The sequence below is a fragment of the Pseudomonas sp. 7SR1 genome (genome assembly GCF_900156465.1).
In the GTDB taxonomy this organism is placed as follows: Bacteria; Pseudomonadota; Gammaproteobacteria; order Pseudomonadales; family Pseudomonadaceae; genus Aquipseudomonas.
Window position 1 is genome coordinate 2,575,607 of sequence record NZ_LT707064.1, and the last position, 15,832, is coordinate 2,591,438.

The following is a 15,832-nucleotide window of genomic DNA, read 5'->3' on the forward strand; positions in this document are numbered from 1 at the left end:
GAAGAAAAAGTGGGCCGAGGTAAATATCGGCCCTTTTTTATGGCTTTATGGCATCACGGGCGGCAAATAATCCAACGTCGTTCCCAGCGCCCACAACAGCACCAGTACCAAGGGTGTGTGGACCAGCAATTGGACGAAGGAGAACCCGATCAGGTCCCTGGCCTTGAGCCCCAGCACACCGAGCAACGGCAGCATATAGAACGGATTGATCAGGTTGGGCAGCGCTTCGGCGGCGTTATAGATCTGTACGGCCCAGCCCAGGTGATAATTCAGGTCGTTGGCCACCTGCATCACATAGGGCGCTTCGATGATCCATTTACCGCCGCCGGACGGAATGAAGAAGCCCAGCACCGCCGAATAGACGCCCATCAGCAAGGCGTAGGTGTCATGCGATGCGATTTGTACGAAAAAGGTCGAAATATGGTGGGCAAGGGTCTGGGCATCGCTGCCCTTGACTGTGGTCAGTAACGCGGCAATGGAGCCGTACAACGGGAACTGGATCAGTACACCGGTTGTGGTCGGCACTGCGCGGGCCACGGCGTCGAGAAAGCTTCGCGGCCGCCAGTGCAGCAAGGCGCCCAGCATCAGGAACAGGAAGTTGTAGGTATTGAGCCCGGAAATCGCGCTGATCGCAGGCTTGCTCGAAAATTCGTGGAACAGCCAGCCAGCGGCCAACAGCACCAGGGCAATGGTCAGCAAGGGGCTGTGCTCCAGCCATTCGCCGGGACGGGTTCGTGGTTGCAAGGCCGGCATGCTGAAGCTCGGGTCGATTCCGCAGGCTGCGGCGTCGCGGGCGCTGTTCGGGCCCGGAGCGGTAGCGTAGGCCACGATCAAGGAGATCACGATCAACGCCAGCAGCATCACTGCGGACTGCCAGAGGAAAATGGTCTGGGTAAACGGGATGACGCCGGTGATCGCCAGGATCGACGGCGGCAGGCTGGCCGGGTTGGCCTGCAGTTGTGCCGCCGAGGACGACAACCCCAGGGCCCACACCGCGCCCAGGCCCAGGTAAGCGGCGGCGCCGGCGGCGCGATAATCCATTTTCAGATCGGTACGGCGGGCAAGGGCTCGTACCAACAGACCGCCGAACACCAGCGACAGGCCCCAGTTGAGCAGCGACGCAATCATCGAGATCAGCGCCACCCAGGCCACTGCCGAGCGGCCGTTCTTCGGGATGCGCGCCAGGCGATCGATCAGCCTGACGGCCGGCGGCGAGCTGGCGACCACATAGCCTCCGATCACGACGAATGCCATTTGCATGGTGAATGGGATCAGGCTCCAGAAACCGTCGCCGAATGCCATGGCGGCGGCCGTGGGCGTGGCGCCGATGAACTGCGTCGCCACCGCGACGACCAGCACAGCCAGGGCGGCGAAGACCCAGGAGTCAGGAAACCAGCGTTCGGCAAAACTGGAACAGCGCAAGGCGAAGCGGGCGGAGCGGCTGTCTTCGATGTCGGTGGTCACGGCAGTTACCTCGGTTTTTATGGTTGGTTTTGTGGGACGGGTAGCTGGAACAGTGAAGCCTCGGTAAACAGGGGCTACAGTAGAACAATCCACTGACCCTGGAAGGTTGGCCCGGGTTCTGGATCCGCGGAAAAAATTTCGGCCGACCAATGGCACTCTTCAGAAAAAAATCACCGGGCCGATGGCAAGAGGAATAGGCCCGTTAACCTCCTGCCCGTCGGAGCATGCCCATGTTCAATCAACGCTTGAAGCAGGAGCTGTCGGCTCTTCGCCAAGAACTGTCCAGCCTCATGCAAGTGAAGGAAAGCCTGGACCGCGAAATGCTGGCCCTGACCCTGGATGCAGAGGGCCGGGTGCAGTCGGTCAATCAGAAATTCCTCGATGAAATGCATTACAAGAGCCAGGATCTCATTGGCCGCTCTGTCGAGGACCTTATTCCTGGGTACTTGAAATCCAACGAGCACCAGCTTCGTTTCAAGACGGCGTTGACCCGCGGCGAGCATTTTTCCGGGGCCGTGCGCCTGATGCGAGGCGATGGCAAGGAAGCCTGGTTGCGTTCGATTCTTCAGCCAGTACGGACTGTCGACGGGCGGATCCGGTTTTTCTCGATGTATTCCAATGACCTGACCCGCACCATCGAGGGCTCTCGCGAGCATGAAAACCTTATCGGTGCGCTGGTGCGTTCGACGGCGGTGATCGAGTTCGACCTGGGCGGCCACGTCCTGACAGCCAATGATCGCTTCCTCAATGCCATGGGCTACAGCCTGGCGCAGATCAAGGGCAAGCACCACCGCATGTTCTGCGAGCCGGAGGAATACAACGGCGCGCAATACCAGCAGTTCTGGAAGCGCCTGAACAACGGCGAGTTCGTGGCCGGTCGCTTCAAGCGCCTGGACAGCAATGGGCGCGAGGTCTGGCTGGAGGCGTCCTACAACCCGGTGGTGGATGCCAACGACCGACTCTACAAGGTGGTCAAGTTCGCTACGAACATCACCGACCAGGTCAACCAGGAAAAAGCCGTCGCCGAGGCGGCCAGCATTGCCTACAGCACCTCGTTGCAGACCGACAACAGTGCCCAGCGCGGTACCTCGGTGGTGACCCAGGCCGTGGAAGTGATGCGCGACCTGGCCCGGCACATGCAGACCGCCGGAGAGGGTATCGAAGCCCTGAACGAGCAGTCCCTGGTGATCGGCACCATCGTCAAGACCATCAGCGGCATCGCCGAGCAAACCAACCTGCTGGCCCTCAACGCGGCCATCGAGGCTGCCCGGGCCGGCGAGCAGGGGCGGGGCTTCGCGGTGGTGGCCGATGAAGTGCGCCAACTGGCTTCGCGCACCAGCCAGGCTACCGATGAGATTGTCGGCGTCGTCCGCCAGAACCAGGACATGGCACGCAACGCCGTTTCGTTGATGACGGACGGCCAGCACCAGGCCGAACAGGGCCTGGCCCTGGCCGCTGAAGCCGGATCGGTGATCGTCGAGATCCAGGACGGCGCGAAAAAAGTGGTCGATGCGGTGAGTCAGTTTGCTAACCAGCTGTCCACTTGAAGCAAGGGTATTATCGTTTTTTACATATTAATTATTGTTTTGCGATAATTTTGTGGCTATGTTCTGGGCTCCTTTCGTTTGGTTGGAGCCTCGCATGTCTTCGAATCGTCTCGCCCTCTACAGCCAGCGCATGGCCGTCATTACGCTTGTCTTCATTGTCGTGATGATGGCCGTCAATGCGGCGGCCTGGTTGTTTCCGGAAGTTGCCTTGAAATACGGCCTGAGTTTTGCCCTGACCGAGCGACAGTTGTCCGGCCTGGTGGACGGGGCGGTGGGGTTGAGCGGTTGGCAACGCCTTGGCGGGATACTGCTGTCGAGCATCCCCTTGCTGGCGCTGGCAGCCGGACTGGTCAATTTGCGGCAGCTATTCAGGCATTATGCGCAAGGGATGTACTTTTCCAGCGAGGCAGCCGTCTACCTGGGCAATACCGGCCGAGCGGTAGCGTTGTGGGTGTTGCTGGATTTCCTCTGTGAGCCGTTTCTCAGCCTGCTCGTGACGATAAACGCCCCGGTCGGCCAGCGATTGATTACCCTCAGCGTGACGGCCCCCTCCTTTGTCGCTTTGTTTCTTGCCGCCTGTATCGCGATCATTGCCAGGATTCTGTCCCAGGCCAGCGAAGTCGATTCAGAAAACAGAACATTCGTTTGAGATTGTCATGCCTATCGTCATTCAACTGGATGTGATGCTGGCGACGCGCAAGGTCAAATCCAAGGACCTTGCCGCCGCTATCGGTATTACCGAAGCCAACCTCTCCTTGTTGAAGCAAGGAAAGGTCAAGGGCATACGCCTGGCGACCCTGGAGGCGATCTGCAGCTACCTGCAGTGCCAGCCCGGTGATCTACTGGTCTACCAACCCGAGGGGGAGCCCTGATTCCTTCAGGGCCTGGCTTCGTCAGTCTCCCAGGGCTTCTCCTTCGCGCCGCGGGTCTGCCCCCCCGGCCAATGATGTTCTGCCTTGTGGATCACGTAGCCGGACAATCGCCTGGGTCCCGCTGGTCATGTCGATCTCGGTCACGGTGTGGCCCTTGTCCTTCAATGCCTGGATCAGGGTTGGGCTGAACTGGCCCTGCTCCAGCTCGGTGGGGCCGTTGCGACTGCCGAAGTTGGGCAGGTTGATGGCGGTTTGCGGGTCCAGTTGCCAATCCAGCAGTCCGATCACCGACTTGGCGACATACTCGATGATCTGCGAGCCGCCCGGTGAGCCAACGGCGGCCAACAGTTCGCCGCTCTGGCGATCGAAGATCAGGGTCGGTGCCATGGAGGAGCGTGGGCGCTTGCCGGGTTCGACCCGGTTCGCCACCTTCCGCCCTTGTTCTTCGGGGATGAAAGAAAAATCGGTCATCTGGTTGTTGAGCATGAAACCCTGGACCATCAGGTGCGAGCCGAAGGCCGATTCCACCGTGGTGGTCATGGACACGGCACCGCCCTGATCGTCCACTGCCACCACTTGTGAAGTGGAAATGCGCAGGGGAGAGCGGTCCGGTGCATAGGCCACCTGAACGCCCGGTGGTGTGCCGGGCTTGGCGACGCCCATGCTCCGCGGTCCGATCAGGCTGGCGCGGCTTGCCAGGTAGCCTGGGTCGACCAGGCCCTTGACCGGCACGGGGATAAAATCCGAATCGGCGACGTATTGGGCGCGGTCGGCGTAGGCCAGGCGTTGCGCTTCGGCGATCAGATGAACCGCTTGGGGCGCGGGTTCAAGGCCGGCGGGTTTATCGGTCTTGAGGGGCTTCAAGGGCGCAATGGCTGCGTGGCTGTCGCGCTGCTCCAAGGCCTGCAACGTCCCGAGAATCTGCGCCACGGCAATTCCACCGGAAGAGGGCGGGGCCATGCCGCAGACCTGCCAGCGCTTGTAGTCGGTGCACAGCGGCGCGCGCTCCCGGGCGGCGTAACCCTTGAGATCATTCAGTGAAAGGCTGCCGGGGTTGGCATGTCCCTGCACCTTGGCGACGATTTCCTTGGCGATCGCGCCCTCGTACAACGCATCGGCTCCTTCATTGGCGATACGCTTGAGCACGCCGGCCAGCGCAGGATTCTTCAGCAATGTACCAACGGCCTTCGGCCTGCCATCGGCATTGAGGAAATAGGCGGCCATGTCCGGCGAACCTGGCAGGGATGGGTCCGCCGCGATCATCGAGTGCAACCGTGGCGAAATCGCAAAGCCCTGTTCCGCCAGCCTGATGGCAGGCTCGAACAGACTGGCCCATTTCAGCCGGCCATGCTTGCGATGAGCCAATTCCAGCGCGCGCAGCACGCCGGGCGTGCCCACGGAACGGCCACCGATCTGTGCGGCGGTAAATGGCATGGGCTTGCCGTCGGCTTGCAGGAACAGTTTCTCGGTGGCGCCGGCCGGTGCCGTTTCGCGACCGTCATAGGTGCGCACGGCCTTACCGTCCCACAGCACGATGAACGCGCCGCCGCCAATGCCTGAAGACTGCGGCTCCACCAGGGTGAGTACCGCCTGCATGGCAATCGCCGCGTCGATGGCCGAGCCTCCGCGCCGCAACATTTCCCGCCCGGCTTCGGCGGCCAGGGGGTTGGCCGCTGCGGCCATGTGTTTGTCGGCGTGTCGGGTCTGCAGGTCGGTGCGATAGCCGGAAGCGATTTCCGGTGCGGTCGGTAATGCTGGGGGGGCGGTGGAAGAGGGTGGAGCCTTACAGGCGGCGAGTGTGAGAGCGACAGCCAGCAGCGAAACGGCTGACAGACGATGAAGATTCGGTTTGAGAGCTGTAAGCACGTGTCACTCCATCCGTGGGTCAGGGGGATGGGGCCGACTGTAGCGCGTGCTTTCATTGGATGTCGAATTCGCTGCCGGCACTTGGGCAGACGTCGAACCTTCTTCATGGCAGGTGAACTGTGGATCAAATGCACAGGCTGGCGGGGGACATCCCGCTTCTGGCCGTCCTCGGATCGACGGTTTCTTCGAGGCATAAAAAAACGGCTTATCTTTCGATAAGCCGTTTTTAGTACTTGGTGGTACACAGTCATTTGAACCCGGTCTATAAGGTCCAGTATCCATTAGGATCTTTTGGTTCTGGTTCTGTTAGGCATACACATGGGCATACACGCTCTAGAATCCTGTAGCATTCCTGGCCCCTCGGCCGTTGCTTGTTAATCCCATCGCGATTAGCTTTGATGCCAATTTGATCGCAGAGACGGGGGCGTTATGGGTTACAGGGACGTGGATGATTATTTGTTCAGCGGAGGCAGCGCCTCAGATGCGATGACGGCTCAAATCAACTCCGTTTGCGTTGAGATCAGCAAGCTTCCTGAAAAGCGAATTTTAGAAACGGACCCTGATGCACTCGCGAGCTTCTTCATAGATAAATATGACGTTGAGATTCCAGTCCTGGTCCGTGAAGGGATCGTCGCCACTCATCACGAAAGAGAGGTTCAGGTTTACTTTAGCTGGGATCGAGAGATGAGGACTGTTCCCGGAGAGGCTTACGATTTTGAAGTGCCCTTTGAAGGCGAGGCAGGCGTATTCAAGCTGCGTCCAAACCCATATGACCTGTCGCCACCTCAGGCTGTGGTGCGTTCGCAGCTACTGACCTTTACCATTTCTGACCGCTCTCTTTCCCCAGAGACCGTCAAGTCCGAGCTGGACTCTCGCCTCGCTTCAATCGAGAAATATTTAGACGCTCACCGACGGCAATGGGCTGGATTTAGACAGCAGTTATCTAGCGCCGTTGTGGCTGAGATAGCATCGCGACGAACCAAGCTGCTGGAGCAGAAGGACACCGCTTCAAAGCTGTCAGGTATGGGGATTCGCCTCAAAGAGAAGCCAGGTGATGCTCGCAGCTATATTCCTCCGACGGTCAAGCAGAAGGTCATACCCCAATTACCTCCAATGACGCCCGCTCGCGCCCCGGATCCGACTCTCGATCTTAAACAGTACGAGACGATCCTTGGTCTTGTTAGAGGTGCAGGCCATAGCATCGAGCAGAGCTCATCGCGTACCAGAAAGCTTGACGAAGAAACTCTGCGGGATCTTTTTTTGGTTCCCCTCAATGCTCATTTTGGAACCGCTTCTGGGGAAGCGTTCAACTACCAGGGCAAAACAGACGTGCTGATACGTCATGAAGGTGGAACCTTATTCGTTGCGGAATTCAAGATTTGGGGTGGAGACAAGCGATTTTTAGCAACCATAGATCAGTTGCTTAGCTATCTGACTTGGCGAGACACGAAGGCCGCCATTGTGATGTTCAACCGTAATACCGGCTTTACCGCTGTTGTTGAAAAAATGCGGGTCTTGATTAAAGACCATCCGCGATACGTGAGCGGCCCTGTGAACCTTGACGAAACTAGTGATCGTTACATTTTCTTGTTGCCGCAAGATAACGAAAGAAAAGTGATCATCTCACTGCTGGCGTTCGATCTCGGCACTGAGTAGCTAACAGTCTGCGGCATCGCCGGGGACCCTGGCAGATTCTTTAGAGCACGGGGTCGGAAACCCGCGGGATCTTGGTAGCGACAGAGATTGCACCTTACTGAAATTTCAACGTTGAAATTGAAAGGATCCTGACGAAAAAAGGGCATCGTTACCACTATGGTAAAAGTGAGCCATTGTGTTGCTGATAGCGAACGGTTGAACCCGGTCAACCTTGGGGATGGTGTCAACAACGTCAACCTGTCAACCGACGTAGAAAACTCAGTCGCTAACAAGATGCTGCGGGTTTTTTGCCCCGTACCCATTCGAAGTGCCCAGGGTCCCCGGCGAGCTACCAAGCGATAGGGCAAATGAACAGGTGAACCACCAGTTCACCAGGTTCACCTGTTCACTAAGCTGTGCACTTTATTCGCTAACACGATCACGCGGGTTTCCGACCCCGTGTCTCCTCAATATCGTCAGGGACCCTAGCAATTTCTGTTTTTTCCCGATGCGATGATTGATCACCTATCCAAAGGAGTCATGAAGATGTTCGCTCGCTGACGGCATTCCCATGCTAGGGGGCGGGGGAGCTGTTAAAGGAGTGTTACAGAGGTTACAAGTGTAACGTGTATGCATAACTATATGAATTTATTCAGTTTTTTCTCCGTTGCATCATGCTGGCAGCAAATCTGTTTCGAGTGTTACGCAAGTTTTATGTGTTACGCCTCGATAGACATGTTTCGATTGCAAGCTGTCGGCCAAAGCGGATGTTTAGGAACGGCAAGGAATGACCCGAACCAGCCTGTGGGAGAAGGCAGCACCTAGCCGACCACAGCCTATCGCATGCCGTGGCTAGCTTCTAGGAAGCGGCTCGATGGCCGCATAAACACACGGTATGAGACTGAACCAGACTAACCACAACGACGCATAGACAGATTGCTGGCAAATCGATAGTGTCGATCTCTCGCAGTACCTTCAAACTGGAGGAATGGATATGGATCTCTTAGACATTAAACTAGAGAATTGTTACGGGATACAAAAGCTCGACGCAACACTCACGTTTAAAGGAAGTGCGAAGGTTCCAGCGGGTTCTGTTTTCTCTGTATACGCACCAAACGGTTTCATGAAGACTTCGCTAGCGCGAACTTTTCTGGATGTCCAAGAGGGACGGGACAGTCAAGATCTGATATTTCCCGAGCGTCCAACCAGCAGATTAATTACTTCTGCCCCAGCTACGCCGATCACTCCCGAGTCCTTATTTGTTATAAAACCATACGTTGAACGATATGCCGGGGTGGGGTCTTCAACTCTTCTAGTAAACCAAAAGTTAAGGGATGAATACGAAGAGGCCGTTCGAAATATCGAATCGACTCAAGAAAGTCTTTTGAAGACGCTGAAGGAAATCTCAGGCTGGCCAGGAAAAGCATCGCCAGCCAATGAAATTAAAGATATCTTTCAATTTAAAAACCCGTATGACTTTTTTGCAGATCTAGCTGACAGCTTAGATGGTGATACTCGATTTTCGGACTTGGCATATGCCGAAATATTTAATGATAAGACAATCGCGGCGTTCAAGGCTGGGACTTTGCACGAGCAACTTCAAGAATATATGTCGAAGTATCAAGAGCTGGTTGAAAAATCTCCATTGCTCAGCAAAAAGTTCAATCATACCGGAGCGACCGATGTCTCCAAAAACCTTCAAACCAACGGTTTTTTTGACGCCCACCACACCCTTAATATTTCAAATGGTGGCGAAAAGTTAGAGGTCGCCTCAGCGAAAGAATTGGAGGACCTTGTTGTTGCGGAGAAACATAGAATTTTAGGTGATAAAGAGCTATCCGCAAAATTTGAAGCCGTAGATAAGCAGCTTCAAAAAAACTCGGAGCTCAAGAAGTTTCGCGAGTATTTAACTGTGCATCCGGAAATTTTAGCCGAGCTTGGGGATTTTAACGGATTCAGGAAAAAGCTGTGGAATTCCTATTTTAATTCCGTCAAACCCGCTTTGATTTTATTTGCTGCGGCCTATGTTTCAGCAAAGGATATAATCGCAGAGACGGCACATCAAGCGGAGGCAGAAAAGACGAAGTGGGCTGCCGTCGTTACCCAGTTCAATGAAAGATTTTACGTGCCGTTTAAGTTGATCGTTCAAAATCAACAAGATGTTATTCTCAAGGGGGAAACTCCGAAAGTCGCTTTTGAATTTCAGGATGAACAAGGAACGTGTGGCGTAGAAGAGGAGAAACTTCTTCAGGTTCTCAGTCAAGGGGAAAAACGTGCTTTATATATACTCAACGTGTTGTTTGAGATTCAAGCGCGGCGTGAGTCAAATCAACAGACATTGTTAATTATTGACGATATAGCAGATTCATTTGATTATAAAAATAAATATGCAATAATTGAATACTTTAACGAAATTTCAAAAATTCCATTTTTTAGACTGGTTTTTTTAACGCATAACTTCGATTTTCATCGAACGATTAGTAGCAGGCTTCAAATTGCTAGGAGTCGGAGGTTATTTGCTAAAAAAACTCAGGGGGCTCTGGCTTTTGTAGAGGAAAAATATCAGAAAAATCCTTTCACGGCGTGGAAAGGTAACCTAGCAACAAACCCGGCCTTTCTTGTAGCAAGTATCCCATTCGTGCGCAATTTAGCTGAATACTGCCATGGTGTTACGAGTCCGCACTATCTCATGCTTACGTCGCTGTTGCACGTCAAGGCAGATAGCGCGACACTGACCATCGGAGATTTAGAAGCATCATTCAAAGCTACATTGCTGGATCAGGCCAATCTGTCACTTCCCAATCCGGCGACCTCTGCCATGCAGCTTATTTACGATGAGGCAGAAGCTTTAGCCGTTAAGGCGGATGATGATGCTGAGTTGGAATCCAAGGTGATTTTATCAATCGGAATTCGGCTCAAAGCTGAAGAGTTTATGATTTCAAAAATCAATGATTCAAAATTTGTCAATGACATTAGCAGCAACCAGACTTTTGAGCTATATAGTAAGTTTTCTTTGATGTTTCCTGAAGCCGGCGACCAAATAATGGTGCTATCTCAGGTCAACCTCATGACACCGGAAAATATCCATTTGAATTCGTTTATGTATGAGCCCATTTTGGATATGTCGGCGCTGCATCTCTACGATTTATATGGAAAAGTTAAAGCTTTGATTTGATGTGGGTGTGAATAGTCACCCAATACCCGTCGAATGTTTAGCTGGCTTGCGCGATCTATATTGATTGCTACTTAGCGCATGGTCTCTTGGTCAAAAATATTAGGAGTCATATGAATTCTGAAGAGCTTGAATCGGTGCGGCAAGCCGCGTTGCGCACTCTCGGACCAATTCGTCCCACCGACTCAAAAACGAAAGCGGACAAAAACTTTTTACTGAATGGAAAGAAAACAGAAGTAGGGAGGCGGTTACCACCATACTATCTTGTGTATTTTCTTTTGGTGGATCTCTTAGGCTTCAGAAACCTTGGCCGATTTGAAAAAATTGATTGGTCAGTGCCAATAGACTTTAATGGACAAGCATATCTAGTTGAGCATGGTAAATTCGGATTAAGTCTTTTTGCACATGATCCAGAAAAGGAGGAGGCTGCAACAAAAGAAATCGTAGCGCGTATCAACAAAGCAGTGAAATCGGCTCGGCACTATTTTGACTTTCTTGCTTTGCAAGCCGTTGAACAATCTAAGATTAATGTTAAAAATAATAGTATTCCACTACGCGATCGGTACAACTTTTTAAGAAGTGAATACGATTCTAAGCTGGACGAAATCAAGCTTTTGGATGAAGAGTACGCATTCGATGTAAAGCAACGAAAACTGCCATTTGGAATGTATCTTTTTTTTCCATCCTATAGCAAAAAAGAAGAAGCAAATTGGTTGGCTATCTCAGCTATTGAAGCATTTTTTAGTTGGACAGAGCATGTGATGATTCACGTCGCCATACTCGGAGGAACAGTGAGTTCTGCAAGAGAAGTTGCAGACCTTGCTGCAGATGACTGGCCAAAAAAATTTAAAGCTGCTTTTAACCTAAAGGATCCATCAGAGAAAATTTTATTTGACCGCGCTTTGTCACTACGACAGGATCTTAGGAATTTCATTGCTCATGGAGCATTTGGAAAGCAAGGAGAAGCGTTTTCTTTTCACTCTACCGCAGGAGCTGTGCCGGTCCTTCTTCCACATAAGCGAGGCAGTAAAAAATTCTCCCTAAGTGAACAACTTGATTTTGACACACATGCAGCATTCGATGTAGTCGAGGATTTTACAAGTTTACTATGGGCCGGAGATCGTGCCCCAGCTCGTCTTTATGTGCAAGAAAGTCGCTTGCCAACGATATTGACGTTTGCTGCTGATGGGACGTATACGACTGCAATGGTATCGTTGGAATCCATGAAAGAGTTTATCGATCAGTTAACCTACCAGGTCGATCAAGCAGCTAATATGGATTGGTGAAGCGTAAAATTTTATTTGGTTGCTATTTTGCAAGTACGAACAAACTAGGTGGACAAAAATGCTCGTGCGCAGCGTCCGCTTTTAGCCGTTTTCTGCCTCTCATCAAGGACAGCAAACGGCCAGTAGCAGTTATTAAGTAAGTAGTGGAATAATAAATCTACGTCTTTGGCACCTGAATTACTTTGCCACTCCGGACGTGTTCCCATTTTTCAACCCGGAAGATCTCCAACCCTCGAGATCCATCCATGACGAACACCTCTATTTCTGTATCCGCGAGAGGCTTAAACAATTTAGCGTAATCAACATTATCATACGAGGCTGTGCCAATGCTGCCATTAGCTGATATGCAAATAGCAGGATAGAGTAGTCCTCTTTTGTACATGCCATCGATTCCCTGCTTGAGCGTATCCCAGTCGACATGCATTGGCGGTAATTCCTCATATAAATGAGTTATTGCTGGAATGGTTAAGTCTGCAATTAAAAACGTATCTTTTATTGCGTGGCATAGTTGATCAATATCTATATGTGATAAATCTAGGTTCCCACTTTTTAATTTGGTCGAGGATGTGTCGAGTATTTTCAATACGTTTTCGGTGTGCCTAAGCTTCTCAGTTTCATTGTATGACTGATTTTCGATAGAGTTTTCAAGTATGAATTTCATTGTCAGTTTTAGGTTTTTTAACGTCTCATCTTCAGTTGGTAAGCCTCTAAAGTTAGATGGCCGCAGATCCTCTGCAGTAATAGCGTGTGAAAGGTTTAAACCTAGGTAGAAAAATTTGACGTGGAGACTGTCAGATTGGAGAATTTCAAGCGTGACCCATTCTATAAATGGATCGTGGTCGATTTCATGATCTACGTCGGGAGAAATTTTGATTGGCGATGTCGGGGCAGCTATAGTTTTCGCAGTTCGATAGAGGATAAAGATTTCATCCATATAGCTCTCTAACGTCGAAAAATTCCAAAACATAGCAGCCTCTATATTTTTTGGCCGTTTCGGAGAGTTTCGAGCTACATAGCGTAAGTAGTTATCATGGCCTAGAGCAAGGCCTAAACGAAAAGCGTCTGAAGGTCGAACATAACCGTCTCCACAAAACGTAGGTTCGAATAAGTTACGGATCAACCACAAACCTGTAGTAGGATATCGCCAGTCGGTCATTCCAGGGGTGAATAGTGCTGAGCGTGCGTTCTGCACAGCCGGATTGTTTATGTAATCTCTAGCGTAGTCTCCCGGCAACCCCCAAAATTCAACAAAGGTAGGTAAGCCTCGATCTTTTAACTGGTGTCTCGTTATATCCCATGCAAAATAGCCACCGAATTCAACATTGTCGAATATATCTAAACGGGGTTCAACAATTTTCGTTATTAGATCATCTAGAGATGAAATTCCTGACTCGACGCCGTGCTTTTCTTTGTAGCTTTCGATTTGCCTAACCAAATGTCCATCGCGAGATGTTATCTGGCCGGAAGAAAGCATGTTATCAAAGAAAGCCAAAGGACTAACCGCACAAAATATAATTTGATAACCCTTTTCGTTGTAAGGGCCCAGATCCGTAGTGACGATAGCAAAGCCATGTAGGCCAATCCTGTCTGCTTCTCTGGCAAAAAAACCTAACAAAAGGTCTAAACGATAAGCAGTTTCCGATTCTTCCATAGACGGATTTGCTTCGAAAGACACAGTAAAGCTCGCGACGCTCTCGGGCGGAAAAAATGCGTTACCTGTTATGCTCCATGAGTTTAAGTTATGAATTTTGAACGTAAAATTGGGGTTGTCTGTGTTAACCTTTAAGCATAATAAATTCTTGTTTGCCCATGAAATCGCGCTCCCTGCAGCGTGCTCTAGCAATACAGACCACTCTGTTGATACTAAGACGAAAGTTAAGTCATAACTTGAAAGGAAGGGGAGAAGGTTTTTTATTTCATGCTCGTATGCGAGCAATTCGGTCAATGCTTGACGTTCAGTCTGAGTTGATTTTTTTATTTCGAATATGATGATCTGTTGGCTTTCAGGGTTTATGCATACCAAGTCTGGACGTAATATTTGATTTGACTGAGTTGAGACGTTATTGTCAGATGTCAAGACTTCTAGGTTTTCAATGGATCGTAATGTATTGTCTGTGGCGGAGGCGTATTTTCTTCGGATGTATTCATCTATGGAGAATGCTGGAAGTAGATTTTCGTCGATATTTGTTAGGTTTTTTATTCGCTGAATATCTTCGAAGTCTATTGCTTTGTAAAACTCTCCATTTCGTATCAGTCGTTCTAGTTCTATGTGGATCAATTCTTCTGTGAACATGGTGGGCCCGTTGTCTTGAAAGTAGTTATCTTTAGTAGCACAAGGTTAGCTATTGCGCTAATTTTGGTACGAAAACATCTCAGCGCCTTAAGCAGCGGGGGGTGATTAGGCGCTGATGGCCCCCCTCGTGGTGATGGCAGCGACCTATTCAGGATTTGCAGAATGAGCGGCAACAGCAAAGCGGCCCTGATTTCCTAGACATCCGGCTGGTTAGTTTTAAGCGGGAAGTGCTAGGACTGACCGACTGCTTCTGGCCGAGGTGTGTAAAAACGTTCTAGGACAAGTTCAGCGGTCAAAACCAGAACGAAAATTGCGTTCCTAACGCAAACTTTAGGTCAGCTGACTAACCAAGCACAGGCAGATTTTACGTAGCAACGCAGACTTCAAAACGGCGCCTGTGTTTTTACACAGCCGGGCCGAAAGCTGTCTTTTAAATCAATGTGAGGGGGGCTGACCAGTTAAACCTGTAGGCTCAGCCGACTACTGATAGAGCAGGCAGCGGAAGCCGGATAGGCTTCCACGTGCGTTAACTCCGACGCTTCAATTGCTGATCGATGAGAATCAGCTCGGCTTTGATCGCGTTTGCGGTGAGGTTCTGTATCGCTGTGCTTTTCCCCCAGCGAGAGCCCATGAGCTTGAGCAGGCCGCTCAGATGGGTTTTCCTTGCCTTCAGTGTTTCGGTACGACTGGGGCTGTTCTGCGTGGCAGTGTTCATAGTGCTGATCCTTGGGCAGTGTTTAAACAGCCCACACACGTGGGCTGTTTCAGGTGAGAGGGTTCCTTACAAGGCAAGCACGTCCTGTACGGCGTACCGCGCTGAGCGCTCGGAAAGGTCACTCCAGGCCCAGCTGCTAAAATTCTCGCCTTGTTCTGGAACGTTGAGCTTGAACAGTGTGACAGGATCCCGGTCGATCATTCGACGCGCCGCGCAGAGTTGCCCGCCCACATCGAGCAATGCCTGAGCGGCCTCATTCCACTTCTCTTCGAGCACCGTGTTTGCGAGGTGCAGCGCCTTGTTTTCAATTTTTTGATGTTCTTGCTGCGCTTCCGCGATGTGCTGATCGATGGTGGCCAGCTCTTGTTCCAGAGCGCTGATGATCAACTGCTGACGACGGTTGTGCTCGGCTACCGTCGCGAGATTTTTAGCGGCTTTTTGAGCGTCAGCGTTAGCGGTCTTCTCGCCTTCGGTGTCGCCCCATGCAACAGCCTGAGCGTAGGCCGTCGCCGCTTCGGTCTCGGCCTGCCGTGCCTTCGCCATATCCTCTGAGGCTTGCTGACGGATCTCACCCAAACGGGTACTGACACTTTGGCGCTTTTCGTTGAGCTCGTGCTCATCGGCCTTCAAGGACGCCATGGCATCGCGGTAGCCTGCCATCAGGGTTTCATGATTGGCGACGTTTTCGCGTCGAACAATTTTTTGATTCAACCGATCAATTTCAAAGTCCAGTGAATCACATTTTCTTTTCCGCTCAGCGTGCGCATCTTGCACGTCCCGCTCCCTGCCTCGCTGGATAGACTCAGGGGTGGCTAGAGCGGTCTCATAGTGCAAGAGTTCGGCTCGCAGACGTTCCACTTCGGAGGTCAGTTGTTCACGGCGATTTTTCAGTTTTTGGATGTCGTCCATTGTTTCGTCTCTGTGTAATTCGATGGGGTTGGGTTGAGCGGCTGGCGAGGCCGGGAATCAGCCGGCGCTACCT

The 15,832-nt window shown here is 51.7% G+C and carries 10 protein-coding genes and 2 pseudogenes; 7 read left to right on the forward strand and 5 right to left on the reverse strand.

Annotated elements, in window-relative coordinates; translation table 11 throughout:
- Window positions 1-45: 45 nt before the first annotated feature.
- Entirely contained in the window at window positions 46-1,464 is a 1,419-nt protein-coding gene (locus BW992_RS11760) for a short-chain fatty acid transporter (protein WP_072396758.1), read from the reverse strand.
- A 386-nt stretch (window positions 1,465-1,850) separates the two neighbouring features.
- On the opposite strand from BW992_RS11760, the pseudogene BW992_RS27475 reads away from it, so the two are divergent.
- The 4 genes and pseudogenes from BW992_RS27475 to BW992_RS11775 form a co-directional block, all read left to right on the forward strand.
- Window positions 1,851-2,423, forward strand: a pseudogene (locus BW992_RS27475) (PAS domain-containing protein); the annotation flags it as partial.
- Between the two features lie 156 nt (window positions 2,424-2,579).
- A pseudogene (locus tag BW992_RS27480) lies at window positions 2,580-3,011 on the forward strand (methyl-accepting chemotaxis protein); the annotation flags it as partial.
- Window positions 3,012-3,105: 94 nt separating this feature from the next.
- Complete coding sequence (locus BW992_RS11770; protein WP_072396765.1) at window positions 3,106-3,660, forward strand: DUF2975 domain-containing protein; 555 nt, start codon at window positions 3,106-3,108, stop codon at window positions 3,658-3,660.
- A gap of 7 nt (window positions 3,661-3,667) precedes the next feature.
- Window positions 3,668-3,883 carry a helix-turn-helix domain-containing protein gene (locus tag BW992_RS11775; RefSeq protein WP_072431546.1) on the forward strand — a complete coding sequence of 72 codons (216 nt, stop codon included), beginning with the start codon at window positions 3,668-3,670 and terminating at the stop codon, window positions 3,881-3,883.
- Between the two features lie 21 nt (window positions 3,884-3,904).
- On the opposite strand, the gene ggt is transcribed toward BW992_RS11775, so the two are convergent.
- Complete coding sequence (ggt, locus tag BW992_RS11780; protein ID WP_072396776.1) at window positions 3,905-5,749, reverse strand: gamma-glutamyltransferase; 1,845 nt, start codon at window positions 5,747-5,749, stop codon at window positions 3,905-3,907.
- 444 nt (window positions 5,750-6,193) lie between these two features.
- Between ggt and BW992_RS11785 the strand changes: the two genes are divergently transcribed.
- The 3 genes from BW992_RS11785 to BW992_RS26905 all read left to right on the forward strand — a co-directional run bounded on the left by BW992_RS11785 (window position 6,194) and on the right by BW992_RS26905 (window position 11,842).
- Window positions 6,194-7,405 (forward strand): hypothetical protein, encoded by a 1,212-nt coding sequence (locus tag BW992_RS11785; RefSeq protein WP_231991115.1) that lies wholly within the window; start codon window positions 6,194-6,196, stop codon window positions 7,403-7,405.
- A 973-nt stretch (window positions 7,406-8,378) separates the two neighbouring features.
- Entirely contained in the window at window positions 8,379-10,559 is a 2,181-nt protein-coding gene (locus tag BW992_RS11790; protein ID WP_076406262.1) for a hypothetical protein, read from the forward strand.
- A 110-nt stretch (window positions 10,560-10,669) separates the two neighbouring features.
- Window positions 10,670-11,842 (forward strand): hypothetical protein, encoded by a 1,173-nt coding sequence (locus BW992_RS26905; protein WP_076406264.1) that lies wholly within the window; start codon window positions 10,670-10,672, stop codon window positions 11,840-11,842.
- 157 nt (window positions 11,843-11,999) lie between these two features.
- On the opposite strand, the gene BW992_RS26910 is transcribed toward BW992_RS26905, so the two are convergent.
- The 3 genes from BW992_RS26910 to BW992_RS11810 form a co-directional block, all read right to left on the reverse strand.
- Window positions 12,000-14,135, reverse strand: coding sequence for a hypothetical protein (locus BW992_RS26910; RefSeq protein WP_148049138.1), 2,136 nt, complete (start codon window positions 14,133-14,135; stop codon window positions 12,000-12,002).
- A gap of 526 nt (window positions 14,136-14,661) precedes the next feature.
- The gene (locus BW992_RS11805) at window positions 14,662-14,850 is read right to left on the reverse strand and encodes a hypothetical protein (RefSeq protein WP_076406268.1); all 189 of its coding nucleotides are present in this window, start codon (window positions 14,848-14,850) and stop codon (window positions 14,662-14,664) included.
- Between the two features lie 66 nt (window positions 14,851-14,916).
- On the reverse strand, window positions 14,917-15,759 hold the full coding sequence (locus tag BW992_RS11810; protein WP_076406270.1) for a chromosome segregation protein SMC: 843 nt from the start codon (window positions 15,757-15,759) through the stop codon (window positions 14,917-14,919).
- Window positions 15,760-15,832 lie beyond the last annotated feature (73 nt).

What these genes read in the sequence shown, in the direction of transcription:
- BW992_RS11770 (WP_072396765.1), top strand. Translation starts at nt 3,106, where the DNA reads ATGTCTTCGAATCGTCTCGCCCTCTACAGCCAGCGCATGGCCGTCATT.
- BW992_RS26910 (WP_148049138.1), bottom strand. Translation starts at nt 14,135, where the DNA reads ATGTTCACAGAAGAATTGATCCACATAGAACTAGAACGACTGATACGA.
- BW992_RS26905 (WP_076406264.1), top strand. Translation starts at nt 10,670, where the DNA reads ATGAATTCTGAAGAGCTTGAATCGGTGCGGCAAGCCGCGTTGCGCACT.
- BW992_RS11775 (WP_072431546.1), top strand. Translation starts at nt 3,668, where the DNA reads ATGCCTATCGTCATTCAACTGGATGTGATGCTGGCGACGCGCAAGGTC.
- BW992_RS11805 (WP_076406268.1), bottom strand. Translation starts at nt 14,850, where the DNA reads ATGAACACTGCCACGCAGAACAGCCCCAGTCGTACCGAAACACTGAAG.
- BW992_RS11810 (WP_076406270.1), bottom strand. Translation starts at nt 15,759, where the DNA reads ATGGACGACATCCAAAAACTGAAAAATCGCCGTGAACAACTGACCTCC.
- BW992_RS11790 (WP_076406262.1), top strand. Translation starts at nt 8,379, where the DNA reads ATGGATCTCTTAGACATTAAACTAGAGAATTGTTACGGGATACAAAAG.